Source organism: Kosakonia sp. R1.Fl (assembly GCF_023516815.1).
Taxonomy (GTDB): Bacteria; Pseudomonadota; Gammaproteobacteria; order Enterobacterales; family Enterobacteriaceae; genus Kosakonia.
Genome location: NZ_JAMGSQ010000001.1, coordinates 2368290 through 2387368, shown reverse-complemented (window position 1 = coordinate 2387368; position 19079 = coordinate 2368290). Strand labels below are relative to the sequence as shown.

17 protein-coding genes are annotated in these 19079 nt (G+C 59.3%); 9 read left to right on the top strand and 8 right to left on the bottom strand.

From position 1 onward, the window contains the following. From hycC to hycA, 3 genes are all read right to left on the bottom strand, one after another. The gene (gene hycC / locus M8Q36_RS11040) at positions 1-1815 is read right to left on the bottom strand and encodes a formate hydrogenlyase subunit 3 (protein ID WP_249880898.1); all 1815 of its coding nucleotides are present in this window, start codon (positions 1813-1815) and stop codon (positions 1-3) included. After that, on the bottom strand, positions 1812-2420 hold the full coding sequence (locus M8Q36_RS11035; RefSeq protein WP_086873867.1) for a 4Fe-4S dicluster domain-containing protein: 609 nt from the start codon (positions 2418-2420) through the stop codon (positions 1812-1814). The genes hycC and M8Q36_RS11035 overlap by 4 nt, the downstream gene beginning before the upstream one ends. Positions 2421-2517: 97 nt before the next feature. Continuing rightward, entirely contained in the window at positions 2518-2985 is a 468-nt protein-coding gene (gene hycA, locus M8Q36_RS11030) for a formate hydrogenlyase regulator HycA (RefSeq protein ID WP_249880897.1), read from the bottom strand. A 200-nt stretch (positions 2986-3185) separates the two neighbouring features. On the opposite strand from hycA, the gene hypA reads away from it, so the two are divergent. The 6 genes from hypA to flhA are packed head-to-tail and all read left to right on the top strand — an operon-like array spanning position 3186 to position 8929. Continuing rightward, complete coding sequence (gene hypA, locus M8Q36_RS11025) at positions 3186-3533, top strand: hydrogenase maturation nickel metallochaperone HypA (RefSeq protein ID WP_045511032.1); 348 nt, start codon at positions 3186-3188, stop codon at positions 3531-3533. A 3-nt stretch (positions 3534-3536) separates the two neighbouring features. Continuing rightward, the gene (gene hypB / locus M8Q36_RS11020; protein WP_020454970.1) at positions 3537-4409 is read left to right on the top strand and encodes a hydrogenase nickel incorporation protein HypB; all 873 of its coding nucleotides are present in this window, start codon (positions 3537-3539) and stop codon (positions 4407-4409) included. Next, the gene (locus tag M8Q36_RS11015) at positions 4400-4672 is read left to right on the top strand and encodes a HypC/HybG/HupF family hydrogenase formation chaperone (protein ID WP_249880896.1); all 273 of its coding nucleotides are present in this window, start codon (positions 4400-4402) and stop codon (positions 4670-4672) included. Before hypB ends, M8Q36_RS11015 begins: the two co-directional genes overlap by 10 nt. Then, positions 4672-5793 carry a hydrogenase formation protein HypD gene (hypD, locus tag M8Q36_RS11010; RefSeq protein WP_249880895.1) on the top strand — a complete coding sequence of 374 codons (1122 nt, stop codon included), beginning with the start codon at positions 4672-4674 and terminating at the stop codon, positions 5791-5793. The genes M8Q36_RS11015 and hypD overlap by 1 nt, the downstream gene beginning before the upstream one ends. Next, on the top strand, positions 5790-6800 hold the full coding sequence (hypE, locus tag M8Q36_RS11005) for a hydrogenase expression/formation protein HypE (RefSeq protein WP_249880894.1): 1011 nt from the start codon (positions 5790-5792) through the stop codon (positions 6798-6800). Before hypD ends, hypE begins: the two co-directional genes overlap by 4 nt. A gap of 56 nt (positions 6801-6856) precedes the next feature. After that, the gene (gene flhA / locus M8Q36_RS11000) at positions 6857-8929 is read left to right on the top strand and encodes a formate hydrogenlyase transcriptional activator FlhA (RefSeq protein ID WP_249880893.1); all 2073 of its coding nucleotides are present in this window, start codon (positions 6857-6859) and stop codon (positions 8927-8929) included. A gap of 131 nt (positions 8930-9060) precedes the next feature. On the opposite strand, the gene M8Q36_RS10995 is transcribed toward flhA, so the two are convergent. Next, positions 9061-9402, bottom strand: coding sequence for a nitrous oxide-stimulated promoter family protein (locus M8Q36_RS10995; protein WP_017459262.1), 342 nt, complete (start codon positions 9400-9402; stop codon positions 9061-9063). 180 nt (positions 9403-9582) lie between these two features. On the opposite strand from M8Q36_RS10995, the gene M8Q36_RS10990 reads away from it, so the two are divergent. The 3 genes from M8Q36_RS10990 (at position 9583) to M8Q36_RS10980 (ending at position 11840) form a co-directional block, all read left to right on the top strand. Further along, positions 9583-10191 carry a hypothetical protein gene (locus M8Q36_RS10990; RefSeq protein WP_249880892.1) on the top strand — a complete coding sequence of 203 codons (609 nt, stop codon included), beginning with the start codon at positions 9583-9585 and terminating at the stop codon, positions 10189-10191. Beyond that, positions 10188-10709 carry a surface-adhesin E family protein gene (locus M8Q36_RS10985; RefSeq protein ID WP_249880891.1) on the top strand — a complete coding sequence of 174 codons (522 nt, stop codon included), beginning with the start codon at positions 10188-10190 and terminating at the stop codon, positions 10707-10709. Before M8Q36_RS10990 ends, M8Q36_RS10985 begins: the two co-directional genes overlap by 4 nt. Before the next feature lie 87 nt (positions 10710-10796). Then, positions 10797-11840, top strand: coding sequence for an alpha/beta fold hydrolase (locus M8Q36_RS10980; protein WP_249880890.1), 1044 nt, complete (start codon positions 10797-10799; stop codon positions 11838-11840). 42 nt (positions 11841-11882) lie between these two features. On the opposite strand, the gene M8Q36_RS10975 is transcribed toward M8Q36_RS10980, so the two are convergent. The 4 genes from M8Q36_RS10975 to M8Q36_RS10960 all read right to left on the bottom strand — a co-directional run bounded on the left by M8Q36_RS10975 (position 11883) and on the right by M8Q36_RS10960 (position 19073). Beyond that, a complete protein-coding gene (locus tag M8Q36_RS10975; protein ID WP_249880889.1) occupies positions 11883-13070 on the bottom strand; it encodes a cytochrome c biogenesis protein DipZ in 1188 nt (395 codons plus the stop codon). A gap of 129 nt (positions 13071-13199) precedes the next feature. Next, positions 13200-14501, bottom strand: coding sequence for an ATP-binding protein (locus M8Q36_RS10970; RefSeq protein WP_249880888.1), 1302 nt, complete (start codon positions 14499-14501; stop codon positions 13200-13202). After that, the gene (locus M8Q36_RS10965; RefSeq protein ID WP_020454982.1) at positions 14498-15238 is read right to left on the bottom strand and encodes a response regulator; all 741 of its coding nucleotides are present in this window, start codon (positions 15236-15238) and stop codon (positions 14498-14500) included. Before M8Q36_RS10965 ends, M8Q36_RS10970 begins: the two co-directional genes overlap by 4 nt. Positions 15239-15329: 91 nt before the next feature. Further along, a complete protein-coding gene (locus M8Q36_RS10960) occupies positions 15330-19073 on the bottom strand; it encodes a bifunctional nitrate reductase/sulfite reductase flavoprotein subunit alpha (protein ID WP_249880887.1) in 3744 nt (1247 codons plus the stop codon). Positions 19074-19079: the final 6 nt, after the last annotated feature.

The following is a 19079-nucleotide window of genomic DNA, read 5'->3' as shown; positions in this document are numbered from 1 at the left end:
TCAGGCTCCTCGTGAAATCACCACTACCACCAGCACCGCCAGCTCAATCAGCGCCAGCCGACGAAACAGCACCGGCGCGCTATCACCATGCCAGCCGGGAACAGGAAGCCGGGGCTCCAGCCATTTCCGCAGTTTCAGCACCGGGGCAAAAGCCGCTTTCACCGGCATGGCGAAACCATGCGCGGTAATCACCATTGAACCTTCGTGATCGTAACCGCACACCCAGGCGCTACCACGGCGGCGGGCAGGCAGGCGATCGCCTTTAAACAGCATCATCAGCAGTAACGGCAGCAGCGGCGTGGCAATCAGTAACAGCGCAATCATCGGCTGCGACACCACGGTGTTCGCCGTTTGCAGCGGCAACGGTACAGCGGCAAACAGGCGCGGCATCAGCCACGGCGCGGCAACACCGCCAATAACGCAACAAATGGCCAGCGCGGCGACCACGCCAGTCATTAACCAGGGAATAGAACGTGGATTTTCCGCCTGAGCGCTTCGCGGCGCGCCAAGAAAAGTGACGCCATAGACTTTCGCCATGCACATCACCGCCAGCGCGCCGGTAATCGCCAGGCCAACCGCCAGCAGCGGCCCCAGCAGTTGCAGCAGGAAATGACCACTGGCGCTTAAACCAAAGAAGGATTGATAAATCACCCACTCACCGGCAAAACCGTTGAGCGGCGGCAGCGCCGCCATCGCCATCAGCCCGACCAGCATTGCCAGCGAGATAACCGGCATCTTTTTACCGATGCCGCCGAGTTTTTCGATGTCGCGATAACCGGTGCCAAACCACAGCGTGCCCGCACCAAGGAACAGCGTGCTTTTAAACAGGCTATGGTTAAAAAGGTGATACAGGCCGCCGGTCAGCCCCAGCGCCAGCAGCACAGGTTGTTGCAGCGCAAGGCCGGTGATGCCAGCGCCCAGGCCGAGCAGAATAATGCCGATGTTCTCCAGCGTGTGGTATGCCAGCAGGCGCTGGATATTGTGTTCCATCAGTGCATACAGCCCGCCAATAAAGGCGGTAATCATGCCAAATACCAGCAGCGCAACGCCCCACCACAGCGGCGGTTGGCCGCCAAGCAGTGAAAGGCTCAGAATGCCGAACAAGCCGATTTTCATCACCACCGTGGAAAACAGCGCCGCCGCCGGTGCGGGTGCAGTGGCGTGCGCCTGCGGCACCCAGGCATGCAGCGGAATAATCCCGGCCAGCAGGCCAAAACCGATCACGCCGAGCAGCCAGATGTCGCTGCCGAGCGCATGTGTACCGAGCAGTGCAAAATCCAGCGTCTGGTAACGCTGCCACAGCAGCCAGCAGGCCACCGCCAGCAGGACCGTACCGCAGCGGCCCATGACAAACCAGAGCTTGCCGGATTTGCTACAGCCGGTCAGAAATACCGCGCTCAGCGCCATAATTTCCGCCATGATCACCAGCGCGCCGAAGTTTGCCGCGCTCACCGCGCACAGCGCGGCGACCAGCAGTAAGTTCATCAGCAGACCATTGGCTTTCACCGCTTCATGGCGATGCCAATAAATGGAGTACAGGCTAACAAAACCGCCGCAAACACCGAGCGTGATCAGCCATATAGCGCTCAGCGGAGTGACCAAAATGTGATACTGAATCAGCGGTATCATGCCGCTCACCGTCACGGCGTCTGTTAATGCCATCACGCCGCCGGCCGCCGCCATTGCACAGCCGATAGCGCCGCCAAGCCCGGAAAAGAGACCGCTTAACTCTTTGAACGGCATAAACAGATAGTCCAGCATGGCGGCGCAGGTAAGCACTGCGACAGCCGCGCTTAACAAAGAGAGGATAGTCATTTCGCGCTCCGGTTTAGCTGCGTATACAGCGATAAATCGCCGTAATCCGTGTTGAGGGTTTGCTCGCGTTTGCGACGGCTGGCTCTGGCGATATCCCGGTTATTGACCAGATGCAGCGCTTTGGTCGGGCACATCCGCACACAGGCCGGGCCTTCGGCATCGAAGTGGCAGAGATCGCACTTCACCGCAATTGCCCGCACACCGGGCACCCAATCCAGCAACGTGCTGACACGCGCCGGCGCAGGCGGCGCAGCGGGCGCTTTGGGCGAGTTAACATTGGCGGGAATATCCAGCGGGCGGCTACCGGAAAACTCAATCGCGCCGAAAGGACACGCAATCGCGCACAGCTTGCAGCTGACGCACAGGCTTTCATTTAACTGCACCGCTCCATCAACGCGGTTGATCGCGTTCACCGGACAAACGCCCGCACAGGGCGCGTCTTCACAGTGGTGGCACTGCTGCGGCGCGGACTCTTTTTCGCTGCGCATCACACGCAGCCGTGGCATCGCCTGCAGACCATGCGCACGGTGCGTTTCGGCGCAGGCAGCCTCGCAGGTATGGCATCCAATACATAACGCCGAATCGGCAATTACAAAACGGTTCACCAGCAAATCCTCAGGTGATTCACCCTGGTTACGGGCGGTCATTTATGACGAAACGTGTCGCGCTATGTGTCACTTCGACACATGTCGACACCCAAACTCAGGCCAGCGCAGGCGCGTGCGCGTGGCTGACAAGTGTGGTGAGATTGACCGGCGTATCCGCTTCCATTGCGGCATACAGGTTGTCGTAAACGGCGGCGATTTTGCCGAGATAATGCTCCAGCACTTTTTCACGATCGCGCACGCTGAACGCGCCATCGACCTTGCCATCGCTGGAGAGCTGCGCTTTGGCAATCACGCGTCGCTCGTCGCTCTCTTTATTGGCAATCGCATATTCAATGGTGTGACCGTTAAAGCCGCCGGTCAGGGTGATATAAACCGTGAAGTGTTCGAACAGCACAAAGCAGAGTTGCTGTTCCGGCGCACAGCCGATGGCGTGATGCAACCGCGCTTTGGAGAGCGTAACGCCCTGAACTAACGCGTTACAGTAGCTACGCCACTCTTCCTGCAGGCGGTGATGCCGCCCGGCAATGTAATCTGCCTTTTCGCTAATTTCCCATATCGTCATGTCTGCTTACCCGGTTAATGAAAAACAACGGCGGTAAAGCATCATCCATGCCAAAATTTAATTAATTGATTTTTATAACAATAAACAGAAAACCCTCACCCTTTCGACGTGTCATCTCGACATTGTCGACATCGTCACCGTGTCAAAAGGCGGAATGGCACTCTTATTGCATTAAGGGCGCAAAGTCATCAGGAGGCGTTATGCACGAAATCACCCTCTGCCAGCGTGCGCTGGAAATTATCGAACAACAGGCGTCAGCAAACGGCGCGCGTCGGGTCACCGGCGTGTGGCTGAAAGTCGGCGCATTTTCTTGTGTAGAAACGGAAGCTTTAACGTTTTGTTTTGATCTGGTTTGCCGTGGCAGCCTGGCGGAAGGTTGTACACTGCACATCGAACAACAACAGGCGGAATGCTGGTGCGAGTCCTGCCAACAGTATGTGACGTTACTTACCCAGCGAGTGCGCCGCTGCCCGCAGTGCCACAGCGACCAGTTGCAGATTGTCGCCGATGACGGCATGCAGATTCAGCGACTGGAAATTGAGGAGTAAACAATGTGTACAACATGTGGTTGTCAGGACGGTAACCTTTATATCGAGGGTGACGAACATAACCCGCACTCAGCGTTTCGCGGTGCACCGTTCTCTCCAGCCGCTCGCCCGGCGCTGAAAATCACCGGTATCAAAACCGACGATTTTCGCCCCACTCAACTGGAACACGGCGACCTGCATTATGGCCACGGTGAAGCCGGTACTCACGCTCCCGGCATGAGCCAGCGCCGGATGGTGGAAGTGGAAATTGACGTGCTGGAGAAAAACAACCAAATCGCCGCCCGTAACCGCGCCCGTTTCGCCGCTTCGCAACACCTGGTGCTCAACCTGGTCTCCAGCCCCGGCTCCGGCAAAACCACCCTGCTCACCGAAACCCTTAAACGTCTGAAAGCGCGCGTCCCTTGCGCGGTGATTGAGGGCGATCAGCAAACCGTTAACGATGCCGCACGCATTCGCGCGACCGGCACGCCGGCGATTCAGGTTAACACCGGCAAGGGCTGCCATCTTGATGCGCAGATGATTGCCGACGCCGCACCGCGACTGGCGCTGGAAAATCGCGGCATTTTGTTTATCGAAAACGTCGGCAACCTGGTGTGTCCGGCGGGTTTCGACCTTGGTGAGCGTCATAAAGTGGCGGTGCTGTCGGTGACAGAAGGCGAAGATAAGCCGCTGAAATACCCGCATATGTTCGCCGCCGCCTCGCTGATGCTGCTCAATAAAGTGGATTTGCTGCCCTACCTCGATTTTAACGTCGAGCAGTGCATCGCTTATGCCCGTGAAGTGAACCCGACCATTGAAATCATGCTGATTTCTGCCACCAAAGGCGACGGAATGGACGCCTGGCTTGACTGGCTGGAGACGCAACGATGTGTATAGGCGTACCGGGGCAAATTTGCGCTATTGATGGCCTGCAAGCCAAAGTGGATGTCAGCGGCATTCAGCGCGATGTCGATTTAACGCTGGTCGGCAGCACCGACAAAAACGGTCAGTCACGCCTCGGCCAGTGGGTGCTGGTGCATGTTGGTTTCGCCATGAGCGTGATTAACGAAGAAGAGGCGCTGGATACGCTGGCGGCGCTGCAAAACATGTTCGATGTCGAACCCGATGTCGGCGCGCTGCTTTACGGCGAGGAGAAATAATGCGTTTTGTCGATGAATATCGCGCCCCGGAACAGGTGATGCAACTGATTGATCACCTACGTGAACGGGCAGCGCACCTCTCTTACACCGCCGCGCGTCCGCTGCGCATTATGGAAGTGTGCGGCGGGCACACACACGCTATTTTCAAGTTTGGTCTCGACCAGCTACTGCCGGAAAACATTGAGTTTATTCACGGTCCCGGCTGCCCGGTCTGCGTGTTACCGATGGGGCGAATTGATACCTGCGTGGAGATCGCTCAACATCCGGAGGTGATTTTCTGCACCTTTGGCGACGCCATTCGCGTGCCGGGGAAAAACGGCTCGCTGCTGCAGGCAAAAGCGCGCGGCGCGGATGTGCGGATTGTCTATTCGCCAATGGATGCGCTGGTGCTGGCGGAAAAAAATCCGCAGCGCAAAGTGGTGTTTTTTGGCCTCGGGTTTGAAACCACCATGCCCGCCACCGCCATCACGTTGCAGCAGGCAAAAGCCCGTAACCTCGATAACTTCTGGTTTTTCTGCCAGCACATCACGCTGATTCCAACGTTGCGCAGCCTGCTGGAGCAGCCGGACAACGGCATCGACGCGTTTCTCGCGCCGGGCCATGTCAGCATGGTGATTGGCACCGACGCCTACACCTTTATCGCCGATACGTATCAGCGCCCGCTGGTGGTCGCCGGTTTTGAACCGCTCGATCTGTTACAAGGCGTGGTGATGCTGGTTGAGCAGAAAATTGCCGCCCACAGTAAGGTGGAAAACCAGTATCGCCGTGTGGTGCCGGACGAAGGCAACCGGCTGGCGCAGGCCGCCATCGCCGAGGTGTTTACCGTGCGCGGCAACAGCGAATGGCGCGGCCTGGGCATGATTGGCGAATCCGGCGTGCATCTGACGCCCGCATATCAGCGCTTTGACGCCGAAGCGCATTTTCGCCCGGCGGTACAGCAAGTGTATGACGATCCGCGCGCCCGCTGCGGTGATGTGCTGACCGGCCGCTGTAAACCGCACCAGTGCCCGTTGTTCGGTAACACCTGTAACCCACAAAGCGCGTTCGGCGCACTGATGGTTTCATCGGAAGGTGCCTGTGCGGCCTGGTATCAATATCGTGCTCAGGAGTGTGAAGCATGAATGAAGTGCAGATGGCGCACGGCAGCGGCGGCCAGGCTATGCAGCAACTCATCAGCCAGCTTTTTATGGAGGCGTTCGATAACCCATGGCTTGCAGAGCAGGAAGATCAGGCGCGTATCAATCTGGCCGAGCTTACGGCAGGCGGCGATCGGCTGGCATTTTCCACTGACAGCTACGTTATCGATCCGCTGTTCTTTCCCGGTGGCAATATTGGCAAGCTGGCAGTATGCGGCACGGCGAACGATATTGCCGTTAGCGGCGCAACACCGCGCTTCCTCTCCTGCGGTTTTATCCTTGAAGAGGGGCTGCCACTGGCAACGCTGAAAACCCTTGTTGAGAGCATGGCCGACACCGCCCGCAGCGCCGGTATCGCCATTGTTACTGGCGATACCAAAGTGGTGCAGCGCGGCGCAGCCGATAAGGTGTTTATCAATACCGCCGGCATTGGCGCTATCCCGGCATCGGTTCACTGGGCGGCAAATTCTCTGCAACCCGGTGATGTGCTGCTGGCAAGCGGCACACTGGGCGATCACGGCGCAACCATCCTTAACCTGCGCGAAGGCTTAGGGCTGGATGGCGAGCTGACCAGCGATTGCGCGGTGCTGACGCCGTTGATTAGCCAACTGCGCGAGCTTCCCGGCGTAAAAGCCCTGCGCGATGCCACGCGCGGCGGCGTTAACGCCGTGGTACATGAGTTTGCTGCCACCAGCGGTTACGGCATTGAGTTAAAGGAACGAGACTTACCGGTAAAACCGGCGGTGCGCGGAGTTTGTGAACTGCTGGGGCTGGATGCACTGAATTTTGCTAACGAAGGCAAACTGGTGATTGCCGTACAGCGCGAAGCCGCAGAGCAGGCGCTGGCACAATTACGCGCCCATCCTTTAGGGCGCGACGCCGCAATAATTGGCGAAGTGGTCGAACGCAAAGGTGTACGCCTGACAGGCCTTTATGGAGTGAAGCGCCTGCTGGATTTACCTCATGCCGAGCCCTTACCACGGATTTGTTAACCTTCTATTTTTATTAATTTTTTCACACCTTCTGCGTGTGTTCCTGGAAAAGCAAAATGTCGTATACACCGATGAGTGATCTCGGGCAACAAGGATTGTTTGATATAACGCGGATGTTATTACAGCAGCCCGATATGGCCGCGCTTTGTGAAACATTAACCCGGTTGACCCGCCAGGCGGGTCTCGCCGACAACGCCGCGATTGTACTGTGGCATGCCGACAGCCATCTCGCCAGCCGTTACGCCGTGCAAACCCCCGACAACAGTGCCAAATATAACGACCAGGCGCTGCTGGCGGGTGGCCCGGTGCGGCATATTCTCTCTCACCCGCAGGCGCTACGCTGCACCGCGCAACTCTTTAGCGAGACCTGGCCCGCAGTTGCCGAAAGCCGGATCTACCCGGCGTTCGCCCATTACAGCTTGCTGCCGCTCGCCGCCGAAGGGCAGATTTTTGGCGGCTGCGAATTTTTTCGCACCAGCGACAGGCCATGGAGCGACAAAGAGACCGAGCGCCTGCATACGCTGACGCAGATCGTCGCCGTCGTTGCCGAGCAGTTGCAAAGCCGCGAGCACCCCACACCGGACTACGAGCTTCTGTGCCAGGAGCGCGACGATTTTCGCATTCTGGTCGCCATCACCAACGCCGTGCTCTCCCGGCTGCATATGGATGAGCTGGTCAGCGAAGTGGCGAAAGAGATCCACTACTACTTCGGCATTGATGCCATTAGTCTGGTGCTGCGCGGCAGCCGCAAGGGCAAACTGACCATCTACTCGACGCACTACCTGGATGAAGCCGACCCCACCCATGAAACCCAGGAAGCAGACGAAGCAGGCACGCTGACCGAACGGGTATTTAGCAGCAAAGAGATGCTGCTGATTAATCTGCATGAGCGCGACAAACTCGCGCCCTACGAGCGGATGCTGTTTGAAACCTGGAGCAATAAAATTCAGACCCTGTGCCTGCTGCCGCTGATGTCGGGGAAAAATCTGCTGGGCGTGCTGAAACTGGCGCAGTGCCAGAAAGAGGTGTTTACCCCGGCGAACCTGAAGCTGCTGCGCCAGATTGCCGAGCGTATCGCCATTGCCGTGGATAACGCGCTGGCCTATCAGGAAATTCACCGTCTGAAAGAGCGGCTGGTGGATGAAAACCTCGCGCTTACCGAACAACTCAATAATGTCGACAGCGAATTTGGCGAGATTATCGGACGCAGCGATGCGATGTTCCGCGTCCTCAAGCAGGTCGAGATGGTGGCGCAGAGCAACAGCACGGTGCTGATCCTTGGTGAAACCGGCACCGGCAAAGAGCTTATCGCGCGCGCTATTCATAATCTGAGCGACCGTAACAGTCGCCGGATGGTGAAGATGAACTGCGCGGCAATGCCGGCCGGGCTGCTGGAAAGCGATCTGTTTGGCCACGAGCGCGGCGCGTTTACCGGCGCCAGCGCCCAGCGCATCGGGCGTTTTGAGCTGGCGGATAAAAGCTCGCTGTTTCTTGACGAAGTGGGTGATATGCCGCTTGAGCTGCAACCCAAGCTGCTGCGCGTGTTGCAGGAGCAGGAGTTTGAGCGCCTCGGCAGCAACAAGCTGATCCAGACCGATGTGCGGCTGATCGCCGCCACCAACCGCGATCTTAAACAGATGGTCGCCGACCGGGAATTTCGCAGCGATCTCTATTACCGCCTGAATGTGTTCCCGATCCACCTGCCGCCGCTGCGCGAGCGCCCGGAAGACATTCCGCTGCTGGTGAAAGCCTTCACCTTTAAAATCGCACGTAAAATGGGGCGCAATATCGACAGCATTCCGGCGGAAACCTTGCGTGTGCTGAGTGCGATGGAGTGGCCGGGGAATGTGCGTGAGCTGGAGAACGTGATCGAGCGTGCGGTGCTGCTCACGCGCGGCAACGTGCTGCAACTGTCGATGGCGGAAATCGCCGTGCCGTCCGTCGCGCCTGAAACGCCCGCCGAAGTGGCGCGCGAAGGGGAAGATGAGTATCAGCTGATTGTGCGCGTGCTGCGGGAAACCAACGGCGTGGTCGCCGGGCCAAAAGGCGCGGCGCAGCGTCTGGGGCTCAAACGCACTACGCTGCTCTCCCGAATGAAACGATTAGGTATTGATAAAGAGGCGTTATAGCCGCAGACCCGACGGGCGTTTTCGCGCGTCGGGCGTTTCTTTGCGCGTCAACAGCGCCGTAAAACCGCCAATCCGGCAAACGCGTAACCCGCCTTCACCGAATACGCATCCTGCTTTTTTACCTTTACCCGCTATTTGCGCCGGTACTTCTCCGGCAACTCCGGCACCGGGCGCTTGTCATCAAGCAAATGACGTACCGTCAGCACCGGGTGACGCCACAGCATGCGCGGCCCGGCCCAGCGCATAATCTGTTTCATCTCTTCGCGTTTCGCAGGCTGGTAACAGTGCACCGGACACTGCTTGCAGGCCGGTTTCTCTTCGCCGAACACGCATTTATCCAGCCGCTTTTCCGCATAGGCATACAAATCCGCGTAGTGCGCCGCGCTGCTTACCGCATCCGGGCAGGCGCGCTGATAAAGGGCAATCATTTTGCGGATAGTCAGTTTTTCTCGCAGGATCCGGGTGCCAGCCATACACGTCACCAATAGTTAAGATGTATAAATAATACACCTTAATAAATGCGCAAAAAACCTTGCCCGCCGCGTTTTCATGTAAAGGCCAGGCCTCTCATGCCGATACCTGTGTATCCACTTCTGCTGACGATGAAAAAATGGAGCCGTAATAACAAACGGCGCATACCCTTAAGGACAACTATGAAATCTTTATTTCTACACCTGGCGCTGCTCACGCTGGCAATAACCGGCAGCGCAAAGGCGCAAACGCTGACAGAAGGTTTGCTGCGTTGCGACAGCACTTTTTTCAATGAACTCTATAAGCAGCGGGCAACGCTGGCGCACACCGCGCCAGTGGTCACAGATAAGCAGCATCACGCCTGGTTTGCCGCGCCGAAAGACGGCTCCGATATCGTCTGGTTTAGCAAGCCTCTGCGCATCAATCAGCTCACCATTTCTGGCTTTGACAGGTCGCAGGAGTCACTGGGCAAATTGGGTGATTATTACTTCTGGGGATGGGTGATCGAAGAGCCCATGTCTGCGGTGATAGCTGCGTTGCCTGACATTCACTGGCAGAAAGTCACGGACGGGTATTACGCCAATCCGCTGATCAAACGCGCCGGTGAGACCACATGGCGGGTCAACAAAACCGCCGTCAGCGGTATTGCTCCGGCCGCGGATAGCGTGGAAAAACTCGCAATGCTGGAAGTAAGTGAAGGCAAAACCTTTTTGCGCTGCTCGATTCAGGGCAAGGTCAGCAAGGACGAGTTACTGGCGGTGCGCCCGGATCTGCAAGGAGAGCGAAAATGAAAAAATCCCTGTTTTTTGGCTCAGCACTGCTGCTGATGTCCGGCTGCACCAGCCATCCGGGTGCCAGCGTTACGCAAGAGGAAACCCCGCCCAAGCGGGTCGTTAAGTTCGTGACACTCAGTAGCGGCGTCAGCTATCTGGATTTTCGTGCCATTTCCCTTTATGACGGCAATCCCTATTTGCGCCGTATTGACGTGATTCATAACTACACCAAAGGCATGCCGGTGAAAAAGAATCCGCTGATGATGATCCGCAGCGAACGCCAAAGCCTGGTTGTGAACTGTGATACACACCAATACGCCCATGTACATAAGCTCTTCTTTTCAGAGCATTTTGCCACTGGCGACAAAATCGCCCGTATGAACACGCCAGGACAGTGGCAGGATTACCCGCCAACATCCTTGATCGGCCTGACGGCAGGCTTGCTGTGTAAGCTCCCGGAAGATCGCCTGGCCGCAGAGCCTGCACGCGATACGCAAACACCGCTGTTATACACGCTGATACAGAACGGCGCGTAGCTGCACACAATCGGGATACAGTGATCCCTTGCAATAGCGGGTGGATGGCGCAGGACGCCATCGCCCACTTTATTGCAGGAGTGACTTATGTCATCGATTGAAAATCCGCAACGCCGCCTGCTGTTGCAGGCCACCGCCGCAAGCCTGGCCGCACTGGAACTGGGGCTCAGCACCCTTCCCGCCCAGGCCAGCGCACCGCCCGCCGCCCTCACCACCACACCGCGCAACCTGACGCCGCTACCGCCCATTAAGCATATTGACGCAGGCGTGCTGAATATCGGGTATATCGACACCGGGCCGGTTAACGGCGAACCGATGCTGCTACTGCACGGCTGGCCGTATGACATCTACAGCTTTGCCGATGTGATCCCGCGCCTTACCCGTGCCGGGTTGCGCGTGCTGGTACCGTGGCTACGCGGCTATGGCAGCACCACATTTTTATCTGCCGACACGCCGCGCAACGGCCAGCAGGCGGCGCTCGCCGTCGATGCGATTGCCTTTCTTGACGCGCTCGACATTAAACAGGCGGTGATCGGCGGTTTTGACTGGGGCGCGCGTACCGCCAATATTCTTGCCGCACTGTGGCCGCAGCGCTGCAAAGGACTGGTCTCGGTAAGCGGTTATCTGATTGGCAGCCAGCAGGCAAATAAAAAACCGCTGCCGCCCGCGGCGGAACTCGCCTGGTGGTATCAATTTTACTTTGCGACCGAGCGCGGCGAAGCGGGCTATCGTGAACATACCGATGAGTTTGCGAAACTTATCTGGCGAACCGCCTCGCCGCAGTGGCACTTTAGCGAAGCGGAGTTTGCCCGCTCGGCGCAGGCATTGCACAACGCCGATCATGTCGCCATTACGCTGCATAATTATCGCTGGCGGTTGGGAATTGTCAGCGGTGAGCACCGTTTCGACGCGCTGGAGCAGCAACTGGCAAAGGCACCGGTAATTACGGTGCCGACCATTACGCTCGAGGGCGACGCAAACGGCGCGCCGCATCCGGATCCTGCCAGCTACGCCGCCAAATTCAGCGGCCGCTACCAGCACCGTACCGCCACCGGCGGCATTGGTCATAACCTGCCGCAAGAAGCGCCCGCGTTTTTTGCGCAGGCGCTTATCGACATTGCACGGCATTAAACAGCACGCGCCTTCGGCTGAATCAGCGAAGGCGCTTTTCCCTCATGAATGCGCTTCGGCCAGCAGTTTCTGAATAAGTTGCTCCTGCTGTTGATACTCCCCTTCCCCAAAGTACATCTGCCGCAGTTGCCCTTTGGCATCAAAGTAGTAATGCGCAGGCCAGTACTGGTTCCCAAACGCATTCCAGATGGCGTAGTTATTGTCCACCGCCACCGGGAAGCGGATATTCTCTTTGCGTACCACGTTTTGCAGCGACTGAATGTTCTTCTCGAACGGGTATTCCGGGGTGTGAACACCAATCACCACCAGCCCCTGGTCACGGTATTTTTCCGCCCACGCGTTGACATACGGTAGCGTGTGCTGGCAGTTGATACAGTCGAACGTCCAGAAATCCACCAGCACCACTTTGCCCTTCAGCGCTTGCGGAGTGAGCGGCGCAGAGTTAAGCCAGCTCACCGCTCCCTCCAGTGACGGCATGCTATTGCGCACCAGCGGCTCGCTGACCGGCTGCAGTGTGACGGCAGGTTGCGGTGATGTCCGCCAGCTCAGGAGCTGTTGTTCCAGCCGCGTTGTCCACGAGCCCGCCCCCTGCAACGCAGACGTCGCCCCGCTGCCAATCAGCACTACCGCGCCCAGCATGGCGACGCCCGCCCCCTGACGCAGCCGCTCGCTGAAGGGCAGACTGGCGCGCAGGCGGGAAAAAAGCCGATCGCCACACAACCAGAGCAGCGCCAGCATCGCCGCCGCGCCGCTGCCGTAAGCCGCCAGCACCAGCGCCGTCTGCCCGCTTGCGCCGTTAAGCATGGCGGCGCTCAGTACCGCGCCCAGGATCGGCCCGGCGCACGGCGCCCACAGTAGCCCGACGGATAACCCCGCCAGCATCGCCGAAAGAACACCGCCCGAACGGCGGCTGCGGTTATCGAGCCGTTCACCGGCGCGCACGGCAAAGTACATCACCGTGCTGGCAATGCGCGGCGAAATCAGCGCCAGCGCCATCACCGCCAGCAGACCGAGTGCCAGCCAGCGCCCCCAGGCGTTGGCCTGGATTATCCACTGCTGCGTGGCGCCCGCCAGCAGTGCCACCAGCGTAAACATCGCCACCATTCCCGCCAGCAGTGCGGCAAGATGACGTTTATCGCGGCCAAAACTTGCGAACAGTAGCGGAATAACCGGCAGCGTACAGGGGCTGAGCAGCGTCAAGCAGCCGCCTAAAAAAGCAATGATCACCATAACAAGCTCCTTGATTCGTTGAGGAAACAGGCGCATTACACCGCCGCGGTGTATCGCGGCGGTGTCGGTGATGGCGGGTTTTGTCAGCCGGTGTTGCAGGCCGGAGAGCAGATACGCAGAGATACAAACTTAGTGCGGCAATAGCACGCAGGCATCCAGCCCGCCCTGTGGGCGGTTGCTCAGGTGCAGTTGCCCACCGAGTTGCGACACCAGTTGCCGGGCAATCGCCAGCCCCAGACCGGTGCCACCGGTGCCGCGATTACGCGAGGTTTCCAGCCGGTAGAAAGGCTCCAGCACCGCTGCCAGCGCCTCTTCAGGAATGCCAGGGCCGTTATCAAGCACATGGATCGCGAGCGGCGCATCTGGCGTAAGTACAATTTCGATGTCTGCTTTGCCGGCGAATTTCAGCGCGTTATCCAGCAGATTAGTTAATATGCGCCGCAGCGCCTGCACATCAATGTGCAGCGTGAGATCCGGCGGGCAGCGCAGCAGCGTTACTCGCTTGCCAACGTCGACATAGTCACACACCAGGCTGTCGATAAACGGGTGCAGCGCCAGCCGCTGCGGTGCGAGCGGCGGCGCATCCTGCGTGCGGGCATAAGCGATCCCTTCACGAACCAGCCGGGACATCTCATCCAGATCCGCCAGCAGTTTGTCGCGCAGCGCTTCGTCGGCAGCCATTTCGCTGCGCAACCGCATCCGGGTGATCGGCGTTTGCAGGTCGTGCGAAATCGCGGCAAGGATCTGCGCGCGCGAACTCAGGTGATGAGCAATACGCGCCTGCATGGCGTTAAAAGCGCGCACCGCGTGCTGCACCTCCGTTGGGCCGCTTTCGATCATCACTGGCGGCGGTTCGGGCGACGGGGTGAGCGCATCAAGCGCACGGGTAAAGCGGGTCAGCGGCTTCACCGCCAGGCGTACCGCCAGCCAGCAGCAGATAAGCAACAGCAGCAGTTGTGCGACCAGCACCGCAGGCAGCCAACGGGCGATAGGCGTTGGACGCGGGGTGATATCAATGGTCAGCGGCGCGCCATCATGCAGGCGCAAATGCGCCTGCAAATGTTCCTGCGGGCCCGGGACCGCATTGATTTTCAGGGCATATTGGCTGCCCAGCGCCTGTTCGAGCGAGCGTGCGGTATCTTTCGAACGCCAGTTGGTGGGATAGTGCCCGTCTTCACCTGTGCTCAGCAAGTAGCGATAGTTACCGCGATCGATACGCGCCAGCCATGCAGGACGCTCGCTGGCGGGTAAACGGTCGAGGATCGACACGCTGGTCGCCACATCGTATTCCAGATTGCCCAGCATTACCGAACGCGCGGTGGTGATGCGTTCATACAGCAGCAGGCTAAGGGTTAACGCGTTCGCCAGCAGCAATCCCACCAGCACAATCACCACTAAACGTGACAGCAGCGAGCGCGGCCACAGCCTCATTCCCGCGCCTCTGTGATAACCACCGGCATTGAGAAAACGTAACCTTCGCTGCGCACGGTTTTGATATAAGCCGGTTCTCGCGCGTCGTCGTTCAGGCGCTGGCGCAGGCGGCTTACCAGCAGGTCAATAGATCGTTCGAAAAGCTCCGCGTCGCGCCCCTGCGTAAGGTTCAGAAGCTGGTCACGGTTGAGTACGCGCTGCGGGTGATCGAGAAACACGCGCATCAGGCGATACTCCGCGCCGCTCAGTGCCACCACGGTCCCCTGCGCATCCACCAGATGACGCGCCGAGGTGTCAAGCTGCCAGTCGCCAAACGCCAGGCAACGTCCCGCTTCGGTGATTTGCAGGTTCGGCGGCAACATGCGCGTGCGGCGCAAAATGGCTTTAATACGCGCCAGCAGTTCGCGGGCAACAAAGGGTTTCACCAGGTAGTCATCCGCGCCCATCTCCAGACCGACAATGCGATCGGTCTCTTCGCTACGCGCGGTCAGCATCAGCACCGGCACGTTTTTATGCGCGCTGCTGCGCAACTCGCGGCACAGCGTCAGTCCGTCCGTGCCTGGCATCATGATATCCAGCACAATCAAATCCACCGGCGTGGTTTCAAGTAACTGGCGCATCTGTTTGCCATTCGCGGCGACGCTTGCGCGCAGGCCTGAGCGGGTCAGGTAATCAGCAAGCAGCGTGCGAATTTCCCGGTCATCATCAACAACCAAAATGTGGTCAATATGTTCCATCCAAAAAGCCCTGGCGGCGGGTAACGGTAAAATGAGTGTATCCTGGTTACGCGCGCCCCGGGCGTTGGCTTTGTATCACACTGTACAACGCTTAATAGACATCGCGCTGATAGCGATTTTCCCGCGCCAGGGTCGCCAGCCAGGCGTCCGCCGCGTCAGCGCTCATGCTGCCAAAGGTTTGTGCCACCTGCTTTAAAGTATTTTCGACATCTTTCGCCATCTGGCTCGCATCGCCACAAACATAAAAGTGCGCCCCGGCGGCTAACCAGCGCCACAGCGCTTCGCCCTGCTCCAGCATGCGGTGCTGAACGTAGATTTTCTGCGCCTGATCGCGGGAAAACGCGGTGGTGAAGCGCGACAACACGCCGTCGCGCTGCCAGGCCTCCAGCTCCTCACGGTAATAAAAATCCGTGGCCGCATGCTGCTCGCCAAAAAACAGCCAGTTATCGCCTCTCGCCCCCGTGGCCTGGCGCTCCTGCAGAAAACCGCGAAACGGCGCAATGCCGGTGCCTGCGCCGACCATAATCACCGCCGTGTCCGGATCGGCTGGCAGGCGAAAATGCGGCGAGGGCTGAATAAAGATCGCCACGTGCTCTGCGCGATCCGCCAGAAAGGTCGAACAGACGCCGCCGCGTTGCTTGCTGTCGCCATAACGCACGGTGGAGACCGTCAGTTCAACGCGCTGCGGGGAAACTGTCGGGCTGGAGGAGATGGAATAGAGCCGTGGCTGCAAGCGACGCAGCGCCGAAAGCCACTGTTCAGCCGCCAGATGTACCGGGAAACACTGCAACAGGTCGATAATCTGCCGCCCCCACAGCCACTGCGTAAGTTCGGTACTGTTTTCACTGGCGAGCAGGCTATGCAGCGTTTCGTTTTGCACATGGTCAGCCACCAGGCGCAGCACCTCCGGGGTGATGCGCGTGATGTCAAAACAGTCACAGAGCGCAGCCTGCAGCGTCATTTCGCCCACGCCGCTAACCTGCACCCTGCTTTGCCCATCCAGCGCCAGCAGATCGAGGATGTCGGCGACCCGCTGCGGGCAGTTGCGCGGCCAGACACCGAGCGCGTCGCCCGCTTCGTAGTGCAAGCCGCTACCCTGCAGATCAAACGCGAACTGGCGGATCTCTTTTTCCGCCCCCGGCGCGCTCAGCAATTGGTTCGTGACCAGCGGCACGCTAACGGGATCGTGGCGGCTGAAACCAGGTTTTGCCGTGGGTTGCCCCGTGCTTTGCGGCGGCGCGCCGAGCCGCAAAACGTCAGTGTGGATCGCCGCCAGCCACTGCTGCGCCGCGTCAATATCGCCCGCATCGCACGCCTGGCACGCCAGCAGCCGCTGTGCGCCAAGGGCGGCCAGCCGGGCATCGAGCTTGCGGCCAAAACCGCAAAACTGCGCGTAACTGGCATCGCCAAACGCCAGCACCGAAAACGCCGTCCCGCTCAGCGCAGGCGCGTTTTCGGCGCTCAACGCCGCCCATAACGCCGCGCCATTAGCGGGCGGATCGCCATCGCCAAAGGTGCTGGCGAGCAGTAACACGCGCGGCGCGGCGGCAATATCGTTAATACCGACGCTATCCATGGCGCGCAGTTTTACCGCCAGCCCGGCATGCAGAAGTTGTTCGGCGCAGCGGCGGGCAAACGCCTGCGCATTGCCGGTGGTGGAGGCCCACAGCACCAGCACTAACCCGCTGTCTTCATCCGTTGCGGGTGCAGCGGCGGGCGCGGGTTGCTGTTGGCTGCGCACCAGCGCGATAGCACAGTGTTTCAGCTCGGGTTGCAGCGAAACGGGATCCAGCGCATCGCTGGTTAGGGCGTTGATTGCCAGCTTGTCGCCAAACAGATCGTTCCAGTGAAAAGGCGCAAAGCTGTTGCCGGGTCGCACACGGTCAGTCACCACCGCAGGCAGCCGTGCCATACCGCGCCGCGAGTGGATATCCACCCAGTCCCCCTCGTTTATCGCCAGCCGTTGTGCGTCTGTGGGGGAGATTTCGATAAACGGTCCGGGGTTGAGCGTATTAAGCAGCGGGATTTTGCCGGTCTTGGTCAGCGTATGCCACTGGTGCTGCACGCGCCCGGTGTTGAGCACCAGCGGATAGTCGTCATCCGGCATTTCGGCCGGCGCGAGATCCGGGCGGGCAAAAAATTGCCCCTTGCCGCTGGCGGTAGCAAAACGCACGCGCCCGTTATCCTGCAAATAGCGAATGGGATGACGGGGTTCATCATCCTCCGGCGCGCACGGCCACTGCAACGGCGTCTGGCGCAGCCGCGCGTAGCTCGCGCCGCGAATGTCGTAGCCGGTTGCCGGGTTGTGAGCGGCGCGGATTTCATCAAACACCGCGGCGGCGCTGGCGTAGCGAAAGCCCTCCGCGTACCCCATTTCACACGCCACGCTGGCGATAATTTGCCAGTCGGCAAGCGCATCGCCCGGCGGAGATACCGCCTGCTGCATCAACGTCATGGTGCGTTCGGAGTTAACCATTACCCCTTCGGCTTCTGCCCACAGTGCACCCGGCAACAGGATATCGGCATAGCGGTTGGTTTCGGTATCCAGAAACGCATCCTGCGCAATCACCAGCTCAGCGCGTTCCAGCCCGGCGATCACTTTTTCGCGGTTTGGCACGGTGGCGACCGGGTTGGTGCAGATTATCCAGCAGGCTTTGATCTCGCCTGCGCTCATCGCGTCAAACAGCGCGACCGTACCGCCGCCCACCTCGCCAGGCAGCGTGCCGGCAGGACGTTGCCATAGCTGTTCGACGAACGCGCAATCTTCATCCACCAGTACCGATCGCTGACCCGGCAAACCGCCGCCCATATAGCCCATTTCCCGCCCGCCCATCGCGTTCGGCTGGCCGGTAAGCGAAAACGGCCCGCTGCCGGGGCGGCAAATCGCGCCGGTCGCCAGGTGTAAATTGCATAACGCGTTGGTGCTCCAGGTGCCGTGCGTGCTCTGGTTTAGCCCCATCGTCCAGCAGCTCATCCATTCACTCGCTTCGCCAATCCACTGCGCCGCCTGGCGAATGTCGGCTTCACGCAGCCCGGTGCGCTCCGCTACCTGCTGCGGCGTATAGTCCAGCAGAAAATCCGGCATCGCCTGCCAGCCTTCGGTGTGCCGGGCGATAAAATCGTTATCCAGTTGGCCGTTTTGCACCAACAGTGCCAGCAAACCGTTCAGCAACGCGAGATCGGTGCCGGGTTTGATCTGCAAAAAGAGCGAGGCTTTCTCTGCCGTGGCAGTGCGGCGAGGATCAACGACAATCAGTTTCGCCCCGGCATTGACGCGCTCCATCATGCGCAGAAACAGGATTGGGTGGCAGTCGGCCATGTTGGCGCCAATCACCAAAAACAGATCGGCATGTTCAAAGTCGTCATAAGAGCCAGGTGGCCCATCCGCGCCGAGCGAGAGCTTATAACCGCTGGCGGCGCTGGCCATGCACAAACGTGAGTTGGACTCGATGTTGTTGGTGCCAATAAACCCTTTCGCCAGCTTGTTCGCCAGATATTGCGCTTCTAAAGACATCTGGCCGGAAACATACAGCGCCAGGGCATCCGGGCCGTGCTTATCGATAATGTCACGCAGCCGCCGGGCGGTTTCGCGGATGGCGTCATCGATTGCCGTGCGCACCGGCTCATGCTGGCGCGATGTGCGGAGATACGCGCTATCCAGCCGGCCAGTCGCCGTTATCGCCCCGGCACAGCTTTTACCTTTGGTGCACAACCGCCCCTGGTTGGTCGGGTGGGATTTATCGCCCACCACACTGATGATGCGCTGGTTTTCCACCTGCATCACCAGCCCGCAGCCCACCCCGCAGTAGGGGCATACGCTTTTGATCTGCTCCATTTCGCC

Coding starts and splice junctions, on each gene's coding strand:
- hycC (WP_249880898.1), bottom strand. CDS start 1,815: ATGACTATCCTCTCTTTGTTAAGCGCGGCTGTCGCAGTGCTTACCTGC.
- hycA (WP_249880897.1), bottom strand. CDS start 2,985: ATGACGATATGGGAAATTAGCGAAAAGGCAGATTACATTGCCGGGCGG.
- hypA (WP_045511032.1), top strand. CDS start 3,186: ATGCACGAAATCACCCTCTGCCAGCGTGCGCTGGAAATTATCGAACAA.
- hypB (WP_020454970.1), top strand. CDS start 3,537: ATGTGTACAACATGTGGTTGTCAGGACGGTAACCTTTATATCGAGGGT.
- M8Q36_RS11015 (WP_249880896.1), top strand. CDS start 4,400: ATGTGTATAGGCGTACCGGGGCAAATTTGCGCTATTGATGGCCTGCAA.
- hypD (WP_249880895.1), top strand. CDS start 4,672: ATGCGTTTTGTCGATGAATATCGCGCCCCGGAACAGGTGATGCAACTG.
- hypE (WP_249880894.1), top strand. CDS start 5,790: ATGAATGAAGTGCAGATGGCGCACGGCAGCGGCGGCCAGGCTATGCAG.
- flhA (WP_249880893.1), top strand. CDS start 6,857: ATGTCGTATACACCGATGAGTGATCTCGGGCAACAAGGATTGTTTGAT.
- M8Q36_RS10995 (WP_017459262.1), bottom strand. CDS start 9,402: ATGGCTGGCACCCGGATCCTGCGAGAAAAACTGACTATCCGCAAAATG.
- M8Q36_RS10990 (WP_249880892.1), top strand. CDS start 9,583: ATGAAATCTTTATTTCTACACCTGGCGCTGCTCACGCTGGCAATAACC.
- M8Q36_RS10985 (WP_249880891.1), top strand. CDS start 10,188: ATGAAAAAATCCCTGTTTTTTGGCTCAGCACTGCTGCTGATGTCCGGC.
- M8Q36_RS10980 (WP_249880890.1), top strand. CDS start 10,797: ATGTCATCGATTGAAAATCCGCAACGCCGCCTGCTGTTGCAGGCCACC.
- M8Q36_RS10975 (WP_249880889.1), bottom strand. CDS start 13,070: ATGGTGATCATTGCTTTTTTAGGCGGCTGCTTGACGCTGCTCAGCCCC.
- M8Q36_RS10970 (WP_249880888.1), bottom strand. CDS start 14,501: ATGAGGCTGTGGCCGCGCTCGCTGCTGTCACGTTTAGTGGTGATTGTG.
- M8Q36_RS10965 (WP_020454982.1), bottom strand. CDS start 15,238: ATGGAACATATTGACCACATTTTGGTTGTTGATGATGACCGGGAAATT.
- M8Q36_RS10960 (WP_249880887.1), bottom strand. CDS start 19,073: ATGGAGCAGATCAAAAGCGTATGCCCCTACTGCGGGGTGGGCTGCGGG.